Source organism: Pseudoalteromonas sp. SCSIO 43201 (assembly GCF_023716725.1).
Classification (GTDB): Bacteria; Pseudomonadota; Gammaproteobacteria; order Enterobacterales; family Alteromonadaceae; genus Pseudoalteromonas; species Pseudoalteromonas peptidolytica.
Genome location: NZ_CP072683.1, coordinates 842,635 through 863,666 on the forward strand (window position 1 = coordinate 842,635; position 21,032 = coordinate 863,666).

A 21,032-nucleotide genomic window follows, 5' to 3' on the forward strand; every position below is an offset into this window, starting at 1 on the left:
ATTAGCACTGCTCTAGAGGCCGTTTTTAGTGCAAATTGCGTTAGCACCGGACTCTGTAGTCAGCTATTTATGCGTAATTTCATCAAGTTATTCGCAAAATGCTCCAACTAGGCAGCGAAGTAATTTGATGTGAACATTCACGCAATGCATTACCTCGTTCCTAAACCTCTCGCTCATCAGTAAAACTGATGGCTAATCGTCGATTGCTTCTCTACTGGTACTAGTAAGTGATTGTTCTCCAACATGCCATCAACACTGATCAACAGGGTCTTATAGTGAGCAGGAACATCGAGGTTAAGGCCAAGTTGTCCTGCTGAGTTAAATCGGGTAGTCGCTAACAATGACTTTTCCATCATAGCTTGCTCATCGTACTGGCTTACGCGACTCTTTAACGCATAGACTTTTACTGTTTTAGTTGCCAAAGAGGCACCAAAAACATCATTGCCACTTAAATCTAACGTAACGGCACTACTGGTTTTAAAAGCAAACTTAGGTTTGACATGAAGCTGCTTGGATGTTGCTGCGGTCGAGCTTAGCAGCATGGGATCCGGCTCATACTGGTTGGTTTTAATTTGAGAAACAGGTTGAGATGCTGTTTTCATCTCAGTTTCGTTGTTTGTATCGCCGTCACTGCATCCAAGTAGTGCCAAGCTTACGAGCATAAATAATTTTGTCTGTTGGTTATGTATTTTCATCACAGCCTCCGATTACTGTTCACTATACGTATGTGTTGTTCTTTCGTTGGTGAGATACCAATCTTGTGCCTGTTCACCATTACTCTCGACCCACTGCTCATAGTCTGGATAAGCCCAAACAACATCAATATATTCTCTTGGGTAATTCCAGTCTTCACTGATCATTAATCCCCAAGATAGGTTTTCAGCTGTTCTAAAGTAGCGACCAATGGCAGCATCTGACGTATCATCTTTTCTACCAAGTCGACTATCGTCAAATAAGTCAGTTGGTGGATAATCAGCCATATGTACTTCCCACGAGCGATCCCAACTGCGATATAAGAAAAAGTCGAAGTCTGCCAAGGCCAAAGCGGAAATGCTGTAGTCGAACTTTACATCTAGTGTAAATGGTACTGGGCTGAAGTTGTCACAGCTCATGACCGTGTTAAAGTGGGAGCAACTGCCTGATTGTCCAGTTGTCGTAAACACATGAGTATTGCGCCAAAGTGTAATAACTGCATTTGATTGATATTCTTCTGCGCGTTTTTCATAAGTTTGCCCATCTATTTGGATACTTGCTTCTCCAATTAAACCTGGCTCTGAATCCATCAACCTCAATCCAAATCCGTTATTGTTAGCTGCCCCTCTGGCTGTTATAAAGCCATTTAAAATAAAGCCGCTAACTTGATTGTCAGCATCATAAGTTATACGGATCTGCTGTTTAACCACTAAATCGTTGAGGTCATGATCGCCGCGATTTGGCCAATTATCTTCAAATGCGAAAGTTGCTATACCCGATTCTGATGGGAAATACTGGCTGGATACACGATCATAATCGTTTGGAAATTCATCTTGGTCATCAGGCACGCCATCTGCATCACTGTCGTTCGACTCCGGCATGGGGTTTAGATTTGTGGCAGCAATAGCACTAGCGGGAGAGCTTTTCACACTGAACAGAGCGTCGTTAAAGTCGTTGTCACCCCATGTTCTTGGTAAGTCTTCAAAGCCTATTACGACTTCATCCTGCTCCTCGTCATAGAGTAACACACAGTGCTGCTTGAGAGACTCATCAGCTTCTGGATTTAAGTTAGATAAGGAGTAGTAGTAGGGAACCCTGAATGGTTTAACTCCAGTGTAATACCAAAAGCCATTAGCAGCGATAAAAAAGCCAATACTAGTACCGGCAGGAAACTCACCAATACTTACCCGGTGTCCATTGGTTAAATGTGGATAGCTGAGGTTGGGAAAGACGATGGTTTCTTGCACTTCTTCCGGTGACTGTGGTGGATTCTCTGGGTCAAACGTAAAGTAGCCGAATGAGTTTTTGTAACCAGCGCCTTCGTGAATGAATGTGATAAATACTTCTGCATCCTCAGATAGGTGGATTGTTGAACCTTGGTCGCCAGTGATAAAAGCCTCGTTTACTCGACTTTCAGGGAGTGCATTGGCGATCCGCTGAAAAAATTCTGGCGTGTATTCCCCGCGGTTGTAGGTAAGTTGATCAGGCTTTCCGGTGTTTTGGTTATAGCCTAGTGGCCAAGATTGGCCAGAGTTGAATTGCCATACGTAGTTACCGCCTTGCTGCTCTACTGAAAGAGATGCTGTGCTCACGCATAGTGTGCTTGCAACAACCAACGACTGCGGTAATAAAGACCTATTTTTCATAATTGCCTCCGTGGGCATGAATGGAGATACGACTCACAACGCAGTTATCATGCCAAAATAAAAAGCTTATACTTATTAATGTTTTACGTCTTTTGGTGTACTTGTAATTTGAATTTTTCGCATTTTGCAGCGCAGTGTGGTTTGCACAATGGTGAAAAAGATTAGAAAGTCATGAAGAGTGTCAATTAGCTTTCTGTATTGCGACTCTAGTTATTGAGTTTGTTTGAAGTCAGAAATAATAAAAGTATTTTAAATCAGTTTGTTACTGTATTTTGTTTTGTTCGAAAGGTTTGTTATTGGCAGCTGGAGTGGTATTTGCATACCCTTATATCACCTTGGAGGTGATCTATGACAAACGACAACATACTAATATTCAGCATAGCCTTGAATGGTTATCAAATTCGATACCGCCGCCATCTTGCAAGCCAGCGGCGTTACGCTGAGCGCATGGGGTACGACTACACTGTGATCACAAAGCCTTGGGTGACAAATCTTGGTGCGGAGTGCTGCTGGTTAAAGCTGTATCTATTACGCTCAGCGCTGTCGGCTGGCTATGATTATGTGTTGTTTGTCGATGCCGACGCTTACATTCAAGACTCTTGCCCCAACCTATCGAGTGTTATTAAGCCTGATAAGTTTTTGTTTATGGCAAATGGTTATAGCGGCAGGCTAAACTCAGGGGTGATGTTAATGAAGGCCTGTCCCGAAGCGTTGTTGTGGCTCGATAGTATTATCAACGCTATCACTGAGCCTGTTGTCGATATTGAGTCAGTAGGGTGGGGAGAAAATGGTCATGTCATTCACTTTGCGAAAAATTGTGATGGACTTGAGCTATTAAACGAAAAATGGAATAACACTAAAAGCCCACAGTGTTCAGACTATATTAGACATTATAATTACGGACCGATGAAAAATTCAGTAGTCGACCGATTATTTCACAAATTAATATTTAAGCTTTCAAAGCTACTGCTCCACTGCAATTTAAATAATAAGTCAGAAATGCCGCTTAAATTAAAAACGGTAAAAGAACGCATTCCGATATTATTCCATCGTGTCATTTCCGAGTACAAACACTTTTCCTGAGGCCCTATAGGCCTCTTTTGTTATCTGGTATTTGTTTTTTAATTTCATTTTTTAATTCGGAATTGCTTTTGCATTTTGCAACAAATTTACTCTGATATTTATCTATTTTTATTTATAAACAGTGAGTTATAGGTTTGGCACGGTAATCGCAAAACTAAGACAAAGCAAACCACACTGAGGTGGATTATGAAAGTCTTAGATTTTGAAACTCAAGTCTCTAGTTCAAAAAGCACACGCATATTCGCGGTGATGATAGCTTCTTTGCTACTGGTACTCCTTATGCCTCTATATGCCGTTAATGTGGTCATAGCGGTTTTATTCTTTTGTGCACCGATAAAGAAAAGATCTTGGATGGACATAAGTGGATGTAGGGTAGAGTTGTACCAGTGGAGTAAAGGCATATTTGCTGATAGCGCTGCATTATTTAATGTCATCAAAGGAGACATTGAGTTCGTGGGAAACCCGCTGGTGAGAGACAATGTTTCTATCCCAAAAGTAGATAACTTCCGCTCGCCGTGTAGCAAATCAGGATTATTTGATTATCTACAGCTTCATAGTCTTACCGGATTAAAGGCCGAAGACCCACAGGCACTGCTTAATAAGCAGGTACAACAGAGCGTCTTGGCCGACCTTGTCATGGTGTTTAAGATTCTCATCTGCCGACTGCTTTATTCAGGCAAGACACTTGACCACACGTCGCGTCCCGTTTTTGGTCTGTCATTCAGTAATTGTCAGATGGAAGAGGCGGTTTCTTGGGTACTTGACAGCACGGCATCGCAAACTTGTCGTACCGCGTTTTTTATCAATGCGAATTCTATCAACCTTGCGGCTGAAAACTCTGCGTTACGCTCAGCGTTGAAAAGCAGCAACCGTAATTTTATCGACGGCTCGGGTATGCGCTTAGCTGTAAGAAAAGTTGGAGTGCAACTAGCTGATAATTGCAATGGTACAGATATGCTCCCGCAACTTTGCGAACGCATGGAAGCGTCTGGAAAATCAGTATTTTTACTTGGTGCAAAACCCGGTGTTGCTGAAAAAGCGGCGCAGTCCCTACGTCAAACATATCCCAATTTGCGGATCGCAGGGTCACACCATGGCTACTTTGACGACGATGAAGCTGTCATTGCGCAAATCAACCAAAGTAAAGCTGATATCGTGCTGGTGGCATTAGGCTCCCCTCGTCAAGAGATATGGTTAGATAGCAACAAACATAAGCTTGAAGCCTGCTGTGCGCTAGCGGTTGGTGGATTATTTGACTTCTTTTCCGGTGATGTTCCAAGAGCACCACTTTGGCTGCGTGAGCTAGGACTTGAGTGGGTTTGGCGATTAATACAACAGCCTAAAGCTAAGTTTCACCGCTACGTTATTGGAAATCCGATATTTTTATTCCGTGTTTATATTCTGAATCAGGCATTGAGAGGGCTTTAATCATGACTACTATCAAAAAGTTATCAACCAATATGGCATTTACTCAAACTGCAACCGCGCCCGACTCAACCTCAGTGCGCGACGGTCGTCACCACGGTATCCCTGTCATGCTACAAAGAGCAATAGCTGGACTCGGTATGCTATTTATCTCACCATTACTTTTACTCGTGATGTTGCTGATTAAACTAGAAAGCCAAGGACCATGTGTGTACAAGCAAGTGAGAGTGGGTAAACTCGGTCGTCGCTTCACTATGTATAAGTTCCGTTCTATGTATATGGCGGATGACCCGAAATTCAAAGCGCCAGATCCAAGCCAAAGTAACCGTGATGGCGTATGTGCAAAATTTCATAATGATCCTAGGATCACGCGAGTAGGGCGTTTTATTCGTAAGTACTCGATTGATGAATTACCACAGTTATTCAATGTTGTATGTGGGGACATGCTGCTAATAGGTCCACGACCAGCGCTAGAAAAAGAAGTAAGTGCTTATCAAGTGAGAGAGCTTACGCGTTTAAACTGTGAACAAGGGCTTACAGGTCTCTGGCAGGTAACTGGGCGCGCTGACACTACTTTCGAGCAGCAAGTTATGTTGGATAAGCAGTATATAGATAACCAGAGTATGGTTCAGGATATTAAAATTATATGCAAAACAGTTCCATGTGTATTAGGAGCTCGCGGTGCATACTAGTGCGTAACCGAGACTATTGACACTGGTAGTCTGTGTATCACAGCAGCAGTATTCGAGCCGACAGTAAAGCGTTTCATCTGCCTCAGCTTAGACTACATACTGCTCGTCAAATAAAACATCACCTAAACAGGGCGACCGGTTATCTCGGTGGCCCTGTTTTCATTTTAATAATATGCAATGCAATCTGCGAATAACGCCAAGTGAAATGCAATATAATTCTTTAAAATCAACATCTTAAATTTTGGCATGCTAACTGCAGTACCAAGTTATCTTCTTGAATCGGTGGAATTAGCATGATGAAAAATTTGGACGCGTATCTAGTCGGGTACTACGGCATGAGAAACAGCGGTGACGATGCCCTCATGCAAGCAACAATGCTAGGTGCTAAGACATTTCTTGGCAGCGCTTCGATTGCGGTGAATGCCCCAATCAATAATCCCATAGTACGAGAGTCAGGATGTATAGGCCAAACTGACGTAGTATTTCGCGGTCATCAACGGCTTAAACATTATCACAGATCGCTACACTCAAAAGCGGTGATATTTGGTGGCGGGTCGGTGCTACACAGCTGTCGCGATATCGCGCAGAAGCGTCATATGATAGCACTTGCCGGCGCTAAAAATTCAATGGCGCTAGGTGTAGGGATTGAAGGTTTTAGTGATATCAATGCTGAGAGACAGTGTAAGAAGTTTTTGAATGAGTGTGGACTTGTCACTGTCAGAGACAAGCAAAGCTATGAGATTGCGACTTTACTAGCGCCACATGCCAATATTAGGCATACATTTGACCTAGCTCCGTCTTTACTACATTACTTCGCTGATAGGCTAAACCCGGTTGAGCGCCAAGGCATCGCTTTTAATTTTTGTCCAAAAGTGACCACACCATTTGGTGATGTTAATGAGCAAGCAGAAGCCAACCGTATCAACAAAGCTGCTAAACTGATCACGGCAACTTGGGAAGCCACACGAGAGAAAATCTATTTGATTGAGCTGAATGACCAGCCGCTGATAAGCGATAGGTTAGTTCACGACAAAATTATAGCTGCGCTGCCCAGTTGGGTGGAAGTCCAGCGCATAAGTTATGTTGCCAACCCATTAGCGACACTTAAATGTATCTCCATGTTCAAAGCCCTGATAGGGATGCGCTTACATGCGCTGGTTTATGCTTACATGATGCAAACACCTTATCTTAGCCTTGAATATCATAATAAATGTGCACAGTGGTGTATGCAAACAGCAACGAGTACTGACAATCGTTTTGATGCCAATGAGTTTAGTGTTGCTGAGATACATAATCGAATTACCCACGGGCTGAGATATGGCTTCATACAGCCGAAGTTTCCTCTACATCAAGCAATTTCTTTATCAATTTCTAATTGGAGCGAGAGCCATGAGCAAAATACAATTCTCCGTCATTATTCCCCTATACAATAAAAGCGGCTGTATTGAGCGTGCGTTAACAAGTGTTATGGCGCAAAAGCATCCCGCAGCTGAAATTATCGTAGTCGATGATGGCTCAACAGATGATAGTGTAGACAAAGTACGAGCATTGGACTTGGATAACCTAAAGCTGATCCAGCAACCAAACCAAGGCGTTTCAAGTGCGAGAAACAACGGGGTAAGACAGGCATCAAGTCGTTATATTGCATTTTTGGACGCAGATGATACCTGGTCCCCCTTCTTTCTTGCGAAAATAGCTCAACTTGTCCAGCGCTTTCCTAACGCAGGGCTTTATGCTAGCCGCTACCAAAAAGTGAGAGGAGAGTGTGACTATCTTGATGCAAAAATTGCGTTAACGCACTGGAACCCTGATGGTTATCAAATGGATAACTATTTTGAAATTGCTGCCAATGGTGATTTGCCATTTACCGCTTCAAGCATTGTGTTAGATAAACAGACTTTTCTGAAAGTCGGTGGTTTTCCTGAAGGGGAGTGGATGGGAGAAGACCAAAGTTTGTATGTGCAAGTTGCATTGAATTCAACCATCGCGTACACACCTGCAATCGAAAGTTTTTATTATATAGGTATTGCTGACAGTGCCTGTGATAAAGCTCCCCCAAGCACCATTTGCCCCTTTGCTGAGCGTTTGATGACAGAGATTACACTAGGCAAAGTAGCCGATCGCACCGCCAGCATGGCGAAAAAGTATATAGGCGCACATTTGTGTGATTTGGCCAAGCGTAACATTAAACATCGAAGCTATCGAGCCGCACTTGGTCTGTTGGCTCACCCTGCAGCAAAGAGCAGGGCATTACATTGGGGGCTTTATAGTTTGATAGCAAAGCCTATGTCATTACTTAGCCGATAATTAAGAATAGTTTTACTACGCCAAAACAGAGTCATTGATTTGTCCCTTTTTGGCGTAAAACTCGCTATTTTCTTATCTTTGCCTATGCTTCAATAAAGCCAGTTGTTGCGATACTAAGTTTTAGTTTACAGTGATTTAAGCACATACTTTTGGTAATAATATCTCAGTATACTCGGTCATATTAGTAAATTGCAGTTCAAAATGTGTCTGGCGTGATTGCAAGTGGCATCAAAAAATACGCTTTTTACATAGTCATGATCTCGCATATGCGGTGGATGTGTAGCATGTTAAGTGAAGAGCATAGGACAACTGTTTAGTTTTGAGCTGGCGACATTAACCTCATTAAGCGGTCATGAGTAAAGTACGGTGATAAGAATAACGATAGAAAAACCAACCATAGCGCTATTACTTTTATTTAGCTCGGTATTTTGGGGGCTTACATTTTATGCCGCAAAGCATATTGCCCACTCGATTGTCGTGCAGGAGATAAGCGAGAGAAAAGAAGTCGTGCGCTCAAATATTGCCCTAGTTCGAGCCAAAATAGAAAATGCAATCTTTATGGATACATACTTGGCTGAGAGCTTAGCTACATTTGTGACGATTGATTCGGACTTTGCTATTGAACATTGGTCTCTTGTAGCTGCAAAAGTGGTAGATGAATCGAGGTTAATTCGTCATGTCGGTCTAGCGCCAAATAATATTATCAGTCATGTGTATCCTGCTGAGGGAAATCGCGCTGCAATTGGATTTGATTTTCGAACTCGCCCCGAGCAGTTTCGTACCGTTGAGTTAGCTCGAACTTCAAAGCGCGTATTTATTGCCGGACCGTTACAATTAGTTCAAGGGGGAGAGGCACTTATCGCTCGGTTTCCGGTCTTTTCTGATTACCCGGTAAACACAGAGTATTGGGGGGCTATCAGCGTTGTACTAGACTATCAGAAGTTACTTGATTCTAGCGGGATATTGGCACTTGATGACGCGAAAGTGGCTTTGCGTGGACGGGATGGTCAAGGGCAAAACGGAGCTGTGTTTTTTGGAGATAGTGCGCTGTTCGGCGCACCAGACGTTACGATTCCGATCAGTTTGCCATCAGGTCAGTGGCAACTTGTTGCTGATTACCAAATTGATCCGAGCACTTATTCAAAATCTGAAAATCAAGTACGGCTTTTTGTTCATGTGATAGCACTCGTACTTTTTTTATCTTTACTGATCCTTTATCGCGCTTACTATCTTGCACGTACGGCTTCGTTGCAAGACGAGCTCACAAAATTACCTAATCGTCGTCATGCTATCCGTCAACTGAGCTCATTACTTGGAAGAACAGAGCCACCATCATTTGCACTGCTCAATTTGGATTTAAATGATTTTAAGCTAGTAAATGATAAATTCGGTCATGAGGTTGGTGATAAATTGTTGCTGCATGTGTCGTCGATATTGAGGAGCTCAGTAAGGGTGTATGACTTTATTGCTCGGTTTGGAGGAGATGAGTTTATCATTATTGTTCATCGTGTCTCAGAAGAAGAGCAAGTAAATTCTATAGTTCAACATATAAAGCAGCAAATCCAGCAGCATCCTTTTCAAGTCGATAGGCACTTGATAGCAATTTCAGTGAGCATCGGACATGCTTTCCCTCAAGCTGGTAATACGAGTGTTTCAGAGTTAATGGCGCGAGCCGACCATAATATGTATTACGATAAAAGTGTGTTTCGACAACAAAATCACAATGCTTTAGAAATTGATTAGCGTAGCTATTTAGACCGAATTGGTATTACTACCCATTTTTTCAACTCGGCCAATATTAATCCCTATTTGTACAAAAGTGCGATAGGGGTCATTAAAGCACGTTTGAACTGTACTAAGCTTATAGAAAACGCGGATAGGAGTTGTGTTGTGCAGCTAAAACAGTCTGTATTATTTTTTAAAGTCGCAGCGTTGGCATCGGCTCTTGTGATTATTTGCACGAGTTGGTTTTTGTATTACGAAGTGCATCTCAGTGCGCGGCTAACCACAGAGCTTGGTGATGTGCAAAAGGCGTTACAACGGGCAATGGATAATGCGGAGTTACTACATCAGCGTGGAAAGAAAGAACCAGCCTCGGCGCTACCCCAACTTAAATACAGCTACCAAGATAGTTTTAGCAACCTACTTAATTCACTGTCACACGAGCAGCAGTTATTGCCGTTACTATTACAGCTAGATACAGTCTCTAAGTCATATTTTACCAAAAAAGAAGAATTGACCCAGCTCTACGAGCAACTTGGCTATGATGAGAACTCTGGCATTTATGGTGAATTTAGGCGCAGTGCCCACGCATTGCAGGCTAGAGTGTCTGGGCAAACGACAGCAAAATTAGAAATTGCCGTACTAGAGTTGCGGCGTCGCGAAAAAGACTTTTTGTTAAGAGCGGATCTGAGCTACTTACAAATGCACGAGCAGTTGGTTCAAGAAACACAGCATTTACTTGAGCAAAACCAATCAGATGTTGAAGTTAAAAACTTGCTACAACGCTATGTTACGGGGTTTAACCACTACGTTTCTGCATTACAGAAATTAGGACTTCACAGCGCACAAGGGGTGAGAGCTGAATTACTAACTGAAAAACAAAAGCTAAGAAGTCAGTTTGAACTGGTTGCAGTAAGAACACAAACGCTGGCACAGGAGCGAAAAGAGAATATTATCGTGTATGGTCTCACGCTCATTATATTAATGAATCTTGCGGTGCTGATTCTACTCAATTACCAAAACAGTAAGGTGACGCGCCATATTTTGGCTATTAATAAAGTGCTCGTAAAAGTAGCCAAACTTGAAGATTTTAGTCTTCGGGTTGGAATAGAGGGAAACGATGAGATTGCGCAAATCGCACATCACCTAGACGATTTATTGTCGTTTATAGAAACCTTATTAGCACGCCTCAGCGCAGCACAGCAGCGACTTATAGAAGAAGCGAAAATGGCGAGTTTAGGTAATATGGTCAGTGGTTTTGCCCATGAATTAAATACGCCGCTGGGCGTGGCCATAACCAGTCAATCACATTTAAAAGAACAAGTTGCGACGCTTAAGTCACAGCTTGAGCTTGGCAAACTGCAACGTCAGACACTGACAACCCTAATTACTGAAGCTGAAGCTGCTCTGTATCTTTTAGAAAATAACTTGCATCGTACCGCTTCGCTTGTGGATGACTTTAAGTTAGTGGCTGTGAACCGTGAATATGAGGAGCAAAGTCGCTTCAACCTGAATCACTTAGTACAAAGCGTATTTGACTGTTATCAGTCAGAGATGGATCGAGATGATTACTCTGTCGAAATAGAAATTCCGGAAAATTTAGTCTTGAATAGCTACCCCTCTGTATTCAGTCAAGTTGTTGGATATTGCATCAATAATTGTATTAAGCATGCCAAGGTAGCCGGTCAAAAACTCAACATTGTGGTGTCAACCGTGGTGATAAACGATTATCTTCATTTTTATTTTAAAGATGATGGAGCGGGGATAGATAAAGCGCTTTTACCAGTAATTTTTGAGCCGTTTGTAACTTCTAAGCGCTTTTCTGGTGGCACGGGACTGGGCCTAAGCATTGTGTATAATTTAGTAACTCAAAAGCTCAAAGGGGAGATCAAAATGCAGAGCCCCGCACATGGTGGCGCATGCTTACACATTATTCTAAGTGGAACCGAATTTTTCTTGAATGATACCAATTAGCTTAATTCAGCTTTCTATTGTGAGGTGAAATCAACCTAGCTAATGTTGAAACTGGTTGGAAAAAGGCGTTAATCATTAATTGGTTTAGATTGTTTTTTGTTCTAAATAAGAAACTTTTAATGCAGCTAGTATCAGATTTACTCCTTCAAATTGAGCAAGTATAAAGGCTAATTGGTATATGTATTGATTGGCATGAAAAACAAGCACAACCAAAAAGGCCAGCTTTATCTTGCTGGCCTTATGTTGAAGGCGGCTTGCGAGTGTTAGTCTTGTTTGCTCGCTACCCAGCCATCAACAAATGATTCAAGTACGTTAAGTGGCACTGGGCCATTTTTAAGTACAACATCGTGGAATTCTCGAATATCAAACTTGTCACCTAGTTCTTTTCTCGCCGCTTCACGAAGTTCCAAAATCTTCAACATCCCAACTTTGTATGCGGTCGCTTGTGATGGCATGACAATATGACGCTCAACCATCTTCACAGCATCTGATTTCGCATTTGGTGTGTTGTTTACATAGTAATCGATGCCTTCTTGACGTGTCCATTTCATAGCATGAATACCGGTATCTACTACTAAGCGACAAGCACGCCATAATTCCATCGCTAAACGACCAAAATCAGAATATGGGTCTTCATACAATCCCATTTCTTTAGGTACAAGTTCAGAGTATAGACCCCAGCCTTCAATATACGCAGTATAGCCACCAAACTTACGGAACTTAGGCATATCTTCCAGCTCTTGCGCGATAGCTATCTGCATATGGTGACCAGGAATACCTTCGTGGTAAGCTAGGGCTTCCATTTGGTAGGTTGGCATGGCCTCCATATCGTATAAGTTAGCGTAGTAAATACCTGGGCGAGAGCCGTCTGGTGCTGGTTGCTGATAGAACGCTTTACCCGCTGACTTTTCGCGGAATGCTTCTACACGCTTCACTATCATGTCAGCTTTTGGTTTCACGATAAATAGCTCATCTAGGCGTGATTTCATATTATCGATCATCGCTTTTGCTTCTGCTAAATATTGCGCTTTGCCAGCTTCTGTATTTGGAAGATAAAATTGCTTGTCGGTTTTCATGAACTCCATAAAGGCTTGTAAATCACCTTTAAAACCAACTTTATCTTTAATAGCGCGCATTTCGTCATGAATTCGAGCCACTTCCGCTAAACCGATATTATGAATTTCTTCTGCACTTAATGCTGTTGTTGTGGTTCGCGCCAGAGCATTATTATAAAACTTTTCACCGTCAGGGAATTTCCATGCACCATCGCGATTATCTGCTTTTTTCTCCAGTTTATGTAGATAACCGATTAGCTTGTTATAGGCAGGTTTTACTGAGCTAGTTAACGCTGCGGTGGCTTCGCTAATTAATGCTGACTTTTCTGTTTCCGTAATTTCAAGCTTAGCAATTTTACGCTTAAAATCTGCCAATAAGGTTGAATCATCACCTGAGCCAAATGGTGCGCCTTTGATGATGTTTTCACTTGATTCAATAACGTGAGGAAATACAAACTTTGGTGCAATAATACCTTTGTCTGCGCGCGCTTTTAAATCAACAATTAGCTGATCAAACACGGCTGGCACGCCATTCAAACGTGAGATGTACGCTTTTGCATCTTTAACATCAGCGATTTGGTGTTGGTTGATCAAAAACGCTGGCACCATCGAGTGTGTACCAAACATTTGATTTACTGGGTAAGAGTGATGACGCCATTTGAAGTCTGCAATGGTATTTTCTAGGCTTTGCTTGAATAAGTCATAGCTAACTTGCGTATTTGCGTCTAACTTGCTGCGATCAATGGCTTTCAGAGCGGCTAGGTCCTGCTTTGTTAATTCGAGGTTTTCAAGCTGGCGAGCTTCACTACTGTCATCCCACTTGTCATAGTCCTGTTTGATACCCATATAAGTTTGGTAAATTGGACTGCGCATAACGCCACGCATAAAAGATGCTTCAAAAAGCGCATTGGCTTTTTCAACTTCACTTTGCACGATTTGTTGCTCAGCATGTTGCGCTGGCGCTTGAGAGTGTGTGGTTTGTTGACAGCCAGCAAGAAGCGCGACGCTTACCGCTGCTGCTAAAATGGTTAGTTTACGCATTTTATACCCTTTTATTATATTTTGCCTAAAGGCGGTTTTCATACAGGAGCCAAGAATACTCCTGCATAATTTTGAGTTCTGATTAAACAAATAACTCTAGCAGATCGTTAAGATAGCGGTGGCCTTTATTTGTAACTAGCCATGAATCCGCTGTTTCTTCAAGAAGCCCCTTATTTACAGCAGTATTAATTTGCTGGGAAATTGCACTGAGTTGAAGACCCGTGTACTCGACAAACTGCTGCTTCGATGCTGGTGCTTTCAAGCGAAATACGTTCATAAAAAACTCAAATGGTTTGTCATCGTTTGCAACATGCCACTGCTCGTATAAATAAGGCTTGCTCAGATCCATGTAGCCACGAGGGTGCTTTACTTTTACTGTTCTGAGGATTTTCTGTTGCTCTGGTAATGTAATTTTGCCATGCGCACCACAACCGATCCCAAGATAATCGCCAAACTGCCAATAATTCAGGTTGTGTCGACATTGCATTTCAGTTTTGGCATACCCCGAAATTTCATATTGTTGATAACCGTGCTCTGCAAGCAAAGCCTGGCCGCGCTCTTGGATCTCCCACAGTGTTTCGTCTTCAGGTAAGACAGGAGGTTTAGAAGCAAATTGCGTATTTGGTTCTATTGTTAATTGGTACCAAGAAAGATGTGGAGGAGACATTGCTATGGCTTTTTTCAAGTCCTCCATTGCATCATCAACTGATTGATTGGGAAGGCCGTGCATTAAATCAAGATTAAAGCTGTTTAGGCCCGCTTGATGGGCTTCTTGTGCTGCATTGAGCGCTTCTTGTTCGCCATGAATACGACCAAGTTGAGTTAATTTATCTTGCTGTAAGCTTTGTACACCAATGGAAATACGATTAATGCCAGCAGCAACATAGTGTTTAAACTTGTCAGTTTCGACTGTACCTGGGTTGGCTTCTAGTGTTACTTCAATATCGTCTTCAAACCCAATTAGGGTTTTTATTTCACTCAGTAAATAGCGATAAGCCTCACCAGAGAGTAGGCTTGGCGTACCACCGCCAATAAAAATACTACTGAGCTTTCGACCCTGCACATAATGTAGGTCTGCTTTAATATCATGAAGTAAGTGTTGAATATATTCCGCTTCTGGAATATCTCCTTTTTTTCCATGACTGTTGAAATCACAGTATGGACATTTTTGCACGCACCAAGGTACGTGCACATAAAGACTTAATGGAGGTAGTTTCACGCGAGGCCTTGAAAGTGACTGACGAGTTGTTTAAGTGCTTGTCCTCTATGGCTAATTGCGTTTTTCTCTTCCTTAGTTAATTCAGCAGATGTGCAGTCTAAACCACCTACTTTAAAGATAGGGTCGTAACCAAACCCTTCTCTGCCTTGTTGGGTTTGAGTGATTTCACCTTCCCAGCTCGCTTGGCAGATAATAGGTGTTGGATCATCAGCATGTCGCATGTAGACCAGCACACACCAAAAGCGCGCACTGCGCTGCGTTTGCTCACCAAGCTCGGCCAGTAAATGGTCGATATTATGTTGATCACTGGCATCAATGCCTGCGAAACGCGCCGAGTAAACACCAGGAGCACCGTTGAGGGCATCTACTTCAAGTCCTGAGTCATCCGCAATTGCTGGTAAACCTGAAATTTTAGCTGCGTGACGCGCTTTGATGATGGCATTTTCTACAAAGGTAGTGCCAGTTTCTGCTACTTCAGGGACGTCAAAGTTACTTTGAGGTAACACTTCAATATTGTATTGGCTTAACATCGCGCTAAGCTCATTGACTTTACCTTGGTTACCTGTGGCAAGAACCACTTTATTTGCCATATTTTCTACTCTTCATAAAACTTTTGTGAGAACGTAAGCTTGCGTGTTTGCTTATCTTTGGTTATTTCGACATTAAAACGAAAAATATCTTCATCGTCATAGTCTAATTGAGCAAGATAATAGACCGCTTCACCTTCAACGACCTCTTTAAAATTTAACGGAACAACTTTGCCCAGTAAGTTTTTAGCACTACCCGTAACCTTTGCTTTAATTGCAGGCTTACCGGGTTTATCTGCCAAAACAGAAATATTTACAATCGCTTTGTTGCCACTTCGAGTTAAATTATATGCTTTAGCAATGTTGGGCTGCACAAATGTGGATGGAAAAGCGATGTAGTGCACTTCCCAAGGTCCTAAGTCTTTAAATTGGCCACCTTGCTGTTCACTGGCATAAACAAAAGGGGAAAGTAGTATAATAAAAGCAGCAATCAGTTTTCTCATTTCTCGCTCCTATCTTAACAAGTCCATCATCAGAATTTGTAAAAACTGCATCCCAATGATAAGCACCAAAATAGATAAGTCTAACCCACCTAAAGGTGGAATAACTTTACGGATAGGTCTTAGCATTGGCTCTGTTAATTGTTCAAATACTGCAGCGACCGGGTTGTAACCTTGCGCTACCCAGCTTAAGATTGCGCGAATTATTAGAATCCAAAAAACTAGGCTAAACGCTTCTTTTAAGACGGTAATCGCACCCCCAACCAATGCACCGAGCGCATCGAAGTAACCACCAAACAATGTCATCAGAGCCGCCATTTTGGCAAAGCCAACAATGAATGCCAGTACTAAGGAAGCGAGATCTAATCCACCAACGCCGGGGATAATTTTACGCAGTGGGTTGACTGCAAAAGAGGTTGCCTTAACCACGGCTTGGCTAAGCGGGTTATAAAAATCCGCTCTTACAAGTTGCAGCCAAAATCGTAGTAATACGACCATTAAAAACAGATCAAATACGATCCCAACTAAAAATTGCATGGCATTCATTGGTCACCTTTTAAATTTCTTGTTCCATTGCTTCAGCGCGCGCGATACAAGCATCCATCGCGTCTGCTACGGTTTTTGGTAATTGTTGCGCTTTTAAATGCTCAACAGCCGCATGTGTTGTACCACCTTTTGAAGTGACGTTAGCACGTAATTGGGCAATACTAATATCAGGCTGAGAAAGTGCCATTTCAGCAGCGCCAAGCGCGGTTTGTTGAACTAATTTTCTCGCTTCTTCACGACTAAAGCCAAGTGCAATTGCTTTTTCTTCTATGGCTTCCATAAATAAGAAAAAGTAAGCTGGCGACGATCCAGTTACGGCAATCACATCATTGATTTTTGACTCTTCATCAAGCCAAAGCGCAATGCCTGTAGATGAAAATACTTGTTCGACATAACTTTTCTCTTCATCGCTGATGTCAACGCCATACAAGCCAGATACACCTCTACCTAACAATGAAGGAGTATTTGGCATACAACGTACCATTTTTACTGGCTGTCCTAGCATCTCTCTTAAGCGCGCAACTGTGATACCTGCGGCTACAGAAATAAATAGCTTACTACTAATATCAATATCTGCATCTTGAAAGGTCTGACATAGGTCGGCCATCATTTGTGGCTTGACGGACAACACTATGACGTCAGCAGCAGCGACAGCCTCTAAGTTGTTCTGCGTTGTTCTTACCGATAATTGTGCTGCGACGTTGGCAAGTTTCTCTGCATTACGGTTGGTGGCGATAATTGACTGGGCGTCAAAGCCACTTTTGATCATGCCACCGATAATGGCATAGCTCATGTTGCCTGTTCCTATAAATGCAATTGTCTTGTTTGACATTATATTATTCACCTCACTGTCGTTTGCCAAAAATATCAGTACCAATGCGAACCATAGTGGAACCTGCTGTAATGGCAGTTTCTAAATCACCACTCATTCCCATCGATAAGGTATCTAACTGTGGATATTGGTGCTTTAGTCTATCAAAGCAAGCGCGCATTTGCTGGAAATATTGCAATTGCTTTTGTTTATCATTGGTTTGTTCGGTAATTGTCATTAAGCCGCGCAGCTCTAATTGACGACATTGATGAATAAAAAGGGCGAGTGATTCAACGTCGTCCGGATGGCAGCCTGACTTTTTATCATCACCGCTGATGTTTACTTGCAGCAGTACGTTAAGCGGCTTGAGGTTATTTGGTCTTTGTTCATTTAAACGCCGTGCAATTTTTTCTCTATCCACGCTTTGCACCCAGTGGAAATTCTCAGCAATCAATCTCGACTTGTTTGACTGAATAGGGCCAATAAAGTGCCACTCAAGCGCTTTGTTGTCTTTAAAGTGTACGACTTTGTCAACGGCTTCTTGTACATAAGACTCTCCGAACTGAGTCTGGCCTGCGGCAATCGCCGCTTCGATGTCAGCAATTGGTTTAGTTTTAGATACTGCGAGTAACTTTACTGTTTCGCTGAATTGACAGTTTTGCTTGGCTTTTTCAATCCTGCCATAGGCGTTATCTAAGCGTTCTGCTATTGTAACCATATAGTACTTGTGCTCATTTTGGAGTTATAAATGGATATTACAGAATTATTGGCTTTTAGTGTGCAACACAAAGCATCTGACTTACACCTTTCGTCTAGTGTTTCCCCTATGATCCGCGTTGATGGGGACGTGCGTCGGGTTAATATCCCGCCGCTTGAAGCAAAAGACGTTAGCAGCCTCATCTACGATATTATGAATGATAATCAACGTCGTGACTATGAGCAAAACCTCGAAGTTGACTTCTCATTTGAAGTGCCGAATTTAGCGCGCTTTCGTGTTAACGCCTTTAATTCAAATCGTGGACCCGCTGCGGTATTTCGTACTATACCAAATCAGGTCTTAAGTTTAGATGAACTGGGTGCGCCAGATATTTTCACCAAAATATCGGATACACCGCGTGGGCTAGTACTGGTGACAGGCCCTACAGGCTCGGGTAAATCCACCACCTTAGCTGCAATGGTGGATTACATCAATAACAACAAACATCATCACATTCTTACTATTGAAGATCCGATAGAGTTTGTTCATCACAATAAACAAAGCTTGATTAATCAGCGCGAAGTACATCGTGATACACATAGCTTTAATGCGGCGCTGAGAAGCGCACTGCGTGAAGACCCAGATGTTATTTTAGTTGGTGAATTGCGTGATTTAGAAACTATCCGTCTAGCTTTAACCGCAGCAGAAACCGGCCATTTAGTGTTTGGTACTTTGCACACAACCTCTGCTCCAAAGACGATTGACCGTATTGTTGACGTTTTTCCTGGAGAGGAAAAAGACATGGTGCGCTCTATGCTTTCAGAGTCGCTGCAAGCAGTTATTTCACAAACACTAGTGAAAAAAGTAGGAGGAGGGCGAATAGCTGCACATGAAATTATGCTTGGGATCCCCGCTATTCGTAACCTTATTCGAGAAGATAAAATTGCGCAAATGTATTCGGCAATTCAAACAGGGGCAATGCACGGCATGCAAACCATGGATCAATGTTTAACGAATTTGTTAAATAGAGGCTTGATCACTCAGCAAGATGCTCGTGCTAAGGCTCATGATAAAAACCAGTTTAGCGGCGGCTATTAAACAGTGGTGTGGTAATGAATATAGAACCATTTTTACAAACTATGGCAGATCAGCAAGCGTCTGATCTCTTTGTCTCAGCAGGCCTTGCTGTGAGTGCTAAGATTGATGGCGAGCTGAGGGCGCTAAGTGAAGAAAAGCTTGATGCTGAGCAATCACTAAACCTTGTTACCTCGATAATGAGCGAGAAACAAAAGCAAGAGTTTTTCAACGCCAAAGAATGTAACTTTGCAATCGCTAATGAGATTGGTCGCTTTCGTGTTTCTGCATTTTGGCAACGAGATTGTGCGGGAATGGTGTTGAGGCGTATCGTTACTGCTATCCCTGACGTCAATGAGTTGGGCTTACCTTCGGTGTTAACTGATGTCATTATGTCAAAGCGTGGCTTGGTGCTATTTGTTGGAGGCACTGGAACCGGTAAATCTACCTCGCTGGCAGCATTGTTGGGCTATCGCAATCGTAACCAACGAGGGCATATCTTAACGATTGAAGATCCCATAGAGTTTGTGCATCAACACCAAAAAAGTATTATCACTCAGCGAGAGGTCGGAATTGACACGGATAGCTTTGAATCAGCACTAAAAAGTTCACTGCGCCAAGCTCCTGATGTCATTTTAATTGGTGAGATCCGTTCACAAGAAACCATGGAATATGCGCTTAGCTTTGCGGAAACGGGTCATCTGTGCGTTGCGACGCTACATGCTAACAATGCTAACCAAGCGATTGATCGCATAATGCACCTAGTGCCTAAGGAAAAGCACGACAAGCTCAAATATGACTTGGCACTCAACTTGCGCGCTATTGTAGCGCAGCAGCTAGTCCCCTCGTCAAAAGGGGAAGGAAGAGAAGCTGCAATTGAGGTGTTGCTGAACTCTCCCCTTGTTTCTGAGCTAATTAAAAAGGGCGATATTGGTTCTATTAAAGAAGCCATGGCAAAGTCAAAAGAAATGGGAATGCAAACCTTCGACCAAGCGCTGTTTGAACTGTACAAGCAACAGCGTATCAACTATGCAGACGCGCTGCACCATGCTGACTCACCAAATGATTTGCGTTTGATGATTAAGCTTCAAAACAACGATCAAAAAGGTGCAGGCTTCTTACAGGGAGTGACGGTTGATGGCTTGGATCCTAAAAGCTAAATACCGTAGCGCTATTTTTAGTAGCTTAATGTGCTTCACCAGCACGTTATATGCCGGTGAAGCGATTAATGTATTCATTCGTGATGATGTACTCACAGCCTACGAAGACTTTGTTGGCGATCGAGACGTTACGACAATCACTGATTTCAATGAAGGGTATTTACGCCGTGATGTGATAGATATGGTTATCGCACTTCAGGCATTAAAGATAGGTGGGTTCAATCTCCAGTTGCAATTTACTCCTGGTTTTGTGAGCTTTAGAGAATCAAACCTACTTGAGAAAGGAGAGCAGCTCCTTCATTTTGATAGTTATTGGCAAGCAGATTTAACTGCCAAAGCGCACCTGCTCTTTATCAGTGCGCCAGTTATCAAAAAAGGACAATATTATGCAGGGATCTTCCATGCGCCAAGTAACCGCGCTGTAGAGCAACTTAAAGATGCAACGGGATTGAGTAAGTTAACCGCAGTTTCCAGTCCAAAGTGGCACACTGATTGGCAAACCTTGCATTCGCTTTCACTAAAAAAGGTATTTGCTGAACCTGAATGGATCTCTCAAGCGCGTATGGTGAGCAAGGGCTGGGTTGATTTCATGTTAATGCCACTGCTGCCAAATCTGGATAATCGCTTTACGTTATCAGAGGTGGAATTAGTGGCAAACAAACACTTGATTGTATTACTAAATGATAGCCGACATTATGCGGTGTCTAGGCTTCACCCTGAAGGCGAGCGAGCACTTGCAGCGTTACAAAAAGGCCTAACGATGTTACGCCAACAAGGCCGAATTACAAAGGCATACAAGCAGGCAGGTTTTATTCCCAACCTAGATGACTACCAAGTTGTTAATCCACAATAACGGGTAT

19 protein-coding genes are annotated in these 21,032 nt (G+C 42.6%); 10 read left to right on the forward strand and 9 right to left on the reverse strand.

All coding sequences use genetic code 11. The features are described 5' to 3' along the window. Positions 1-176: 176 nt before the first annotated feature. Positions 177-695 (reverse strand): hypothetical protein, encoded by a 519-nt coding sequence (locus tag J8Z24_RS03560; RefSeq protein ID WP_252095272.1) that lies wholly within the window; start codon positions 693-695, stop codon positions 177-179. Between the two features lie 12 nt (positions 696-707). Further along, positions 708-2,339, reverse strand: coding sequence for an LruC domain-containing protein (locus J8Z24_RS03565; protein ID WP_252095273.1), 1,632 nt, complete (start codon positions 2,337-2,339; stop codon positions 708-710). Positions 2,340-2,687: 348 nt separating this feature from the next. On the opposite strand from J8Z24_RS03565, the gene J8Z24_RS03570 reads away from it, so the two are divergent. The 7 genes from J8Z24_RS03570 to J8Z24_RS03600 all read left to right on the forward strand — a co-directional run bounded on the left by J8Z24_RS03570 (position 2,688) and on the right by J8Z24_RS03600 (position 11,542). Then, on the forward strand, positions 2,688-3,422 hold the full coding sequence (locus J8Z24_RS03570) for a hypothetical protein (RefSeq protein ID WP_147388775.1): 735 nt from the start codon (positions 2,688-2,690) through the stop codon (positions 3,420-3,422). A gap of 186 nt (positions 3,423-3,608) precedes the next feature. Beyond that, positions 3,609-4,850 carry a WecB/TagA/CpsF family glycosyltransferase gene (locus J8Z24_RS03575; RefSeq protein ID WP_252095274.1) on the forward strand — a complete coding sequence of 414 codons (1,242 nt, stop codon included), beginning with the start codon at positions 3,609-3,611 and terminating at the stop codon, positions 4,848-4,850. A 2-nt stretch (positions 4,851-4,852) separates the two neighbouring features. Then, the gene (locus tag J8Z24_RS03580) at positions 4,853-5,539 is read left to right on the forward strand and encodes a sugar transferase (RefSeq protein ID WP_125250555.1); all 687 of its coding nucleotides are present in this window, start codon (positions 4,853-4,855) and stop codon (positions 5,537-5,539) included. Positions 5,540-5,832: 293 nt separating this feature from the next. Beyond that, positions 5,833-6,972 carry a polysaccharide pyruvyl transferase family protein gene (locus tag J8Z24_RS03585; RefSeq protein ID WP_176033502.1) on the forward strand — a complete coding sequence of 380 codons (1,140 nt, stop codon included), beginning with the start codon at positions 5,833-5,835 and terminating at the stop codon, positions 6,970-6,972. Further along, on the forward strand, positions 6,929-7,846 hold the full coding sequence (locus J8Z24_RS03590) for a glycosyltransferase family 2 protein (protein WP_176033501.1): 918 nt from the start codon (positions 6,929-6,931) through the stop codon (positions 7,844-7,846). Before J8Z24_RS03585 ends, J8Z24_RS03590 begins: the two co-directional genes overlap by 44 nt. Before the next feature lie 366 nt (positions 7,847-8,212). Next, on the forward strand, positions 8,213-9,589 hold the full coding sequence (locus J8Z24_RS03595; RefSeq protein ID WP_252095275.1) for a diguanylate cyclase: 1,377 nt from the start codon (positions 8,213-8,215) through the stop codon (positions 9,587-9,589). A 147-nt stretch (positions 9,590-9,736) separates the two neighbouring features. Then, positions 9,737-11,542: a sensor histidine kinase gene (locus tag J8Z24_RS03600; RefSeq protein ID WP_252095276.1), complete on the forward strand. Its 1,806-nt coding sequence runs from the start codon at positions 9,737-9,739 to the stop codon at positions 11,540-11,542. Between the two features lie 263 nt (positions 11,543-11,805). Here J8Z24_RS03600 and J8Z24_RS03605 read toward each other — a convergent pair whose 3' ends face one another. The 7 genes from J8Z24_RS03605 to J8Z24_RS03635 form a co-directional block, all read right to left on the reverse strand. Then, positions 11,806-13,638, reverse strand: coding sequence for a DUF885 domain-containing protein (locus tag J8Z24_RS03605; RefSeq protein ID WP_125250551.1), 1,833 nt, complete (start codon positions 13,636-13,638; stop codon positions 11,806-11,808). A gap of 82 nt (positions 13,639-13,720) precedes the next feature. Beyond that, entirely contained in the window at positions 13,721-14,857 is a 1,137-nt protein-coding gene (gene hemW / locus J8Z24_RS03610; RefSeq protein WP_176033499.1) for a radical SAM family heme chaperone HemW, read from the reverse strand. Further along, positions 14,854-15,447: an XTP/dITP diphosphatase gene (locus J8Z24_RS03615; RefSeq protein WP_125250549.1), complete on the reverse strand. Its 594-nt coding sequence runs from the start codon at positions 15,445-15,447 to the stop codon at positions 14,854-14,856. The genes hemW and J8Z24_RS03615 overlap by 4 nt, the downstream gene beginning before the upstream one ends. Before the next feature lie 5 nt (positions 15,448-15,452). After that, a complete protein-coding gene (locus J8Z24_RS03620; RefSeq protein ID WP_128730909.1) occupies positions 15,453-15,887 on the reverse strand; it encodes a DUF4426 domain-containing protein in 435 nt (144 codons plus the stop codon). Between the two features lie 9 nt (positions 15,888-15,896). Further along, positions 15,897-16,430 carry a YggT family protein gene (locus J8Z24_RS03625; protein WP_125250547.1) on the reverse strand — a complete coding sequence of 178 codons (534 nt, stop codon included), beginning with the start codon at positions 16,428-16,430 and terminating at the stop codon, positions 15,897-15,899. Positions 16,431-16,440: 10 nt separating this feature from the next. After that, positions 16,441-17,262 (reverse strand): pyrroline-5-carboxylate reductase, encoded by an 822-nt coding sequence (gene proC, locus J8Z24_RS03630; RefSeq protein ID WP_125250546.1) that lies wholly within the window; start codon positions 17,260-17,262, stop codon positions 16,441-16,443. Between the two features lie 13 nt (positions 17,263-17,275). Further along, positions 17,276-17,959 carry a YggS family pyridoxal phosphate-dependent enzyme gene (locus J8Z24_RS03635; RefSeq protein WP_176033497.1) on the reverse strand — a complete coding sequence of 228 codons (684 nt, stop codon included), beginning with the start codon at positions 17,957-17,959 and terminating at the stop codon, positions 17,276-17,278. A 30-nt stretch (positions 17,960-17,989) separates the two neighbouring features. Here J8Z24_RS03635 and J8Z24_RS03640 point away from each other — a divergent pair, with 30 nt between their 5' ends. From J8Z24_RS03640 to J8Z24_RS03650, 3 genes are read left to right on the forward strand one after another with little or no spacing between them, the layout of a single operon-like run. Continuing rightward, positions 17,990-19,036: a type IV pilus twitching motility protein PilT gene (locus J8Z24_RS03640; protein ID WP_125250544.1), complete on the forward strand. Its 1,047-nt coding sequence runs from the start codon at positions 17,990-17,992 to the stop codon at positions 19,034-19,036. Between the two features lie 14 nt (positions 19,037-19,050). Further along, positions 19,051-20,172: a PilT/PilU family type 4a pilus ATPase gene (locus J8Z24_RS03645; RefSeq protein ID WP_125250543.1), complete on the forward strand. Its 1,122-nt coding sequence runs from the start codon at positions 19,051-19,053 to the stop codon at positions 20,170-20,172. Then, on the forward strand, positions 20,150-21,025 hold the full coding sequence (locus J8Z24_RS03650) for a hypothetical protein (protein WP_252095277.1): 876 nt from the start codon (positions 20,150-20,152) through the stop codon (positions 21,023-21,025). The genes J8Z24_RS03645 and J8Z24_RS03650 overlap by 23 nt, the downstream gene beginning before the upstream one ends. Positions 21,026-21,032 lie beyond the last annotated feature (7 nt).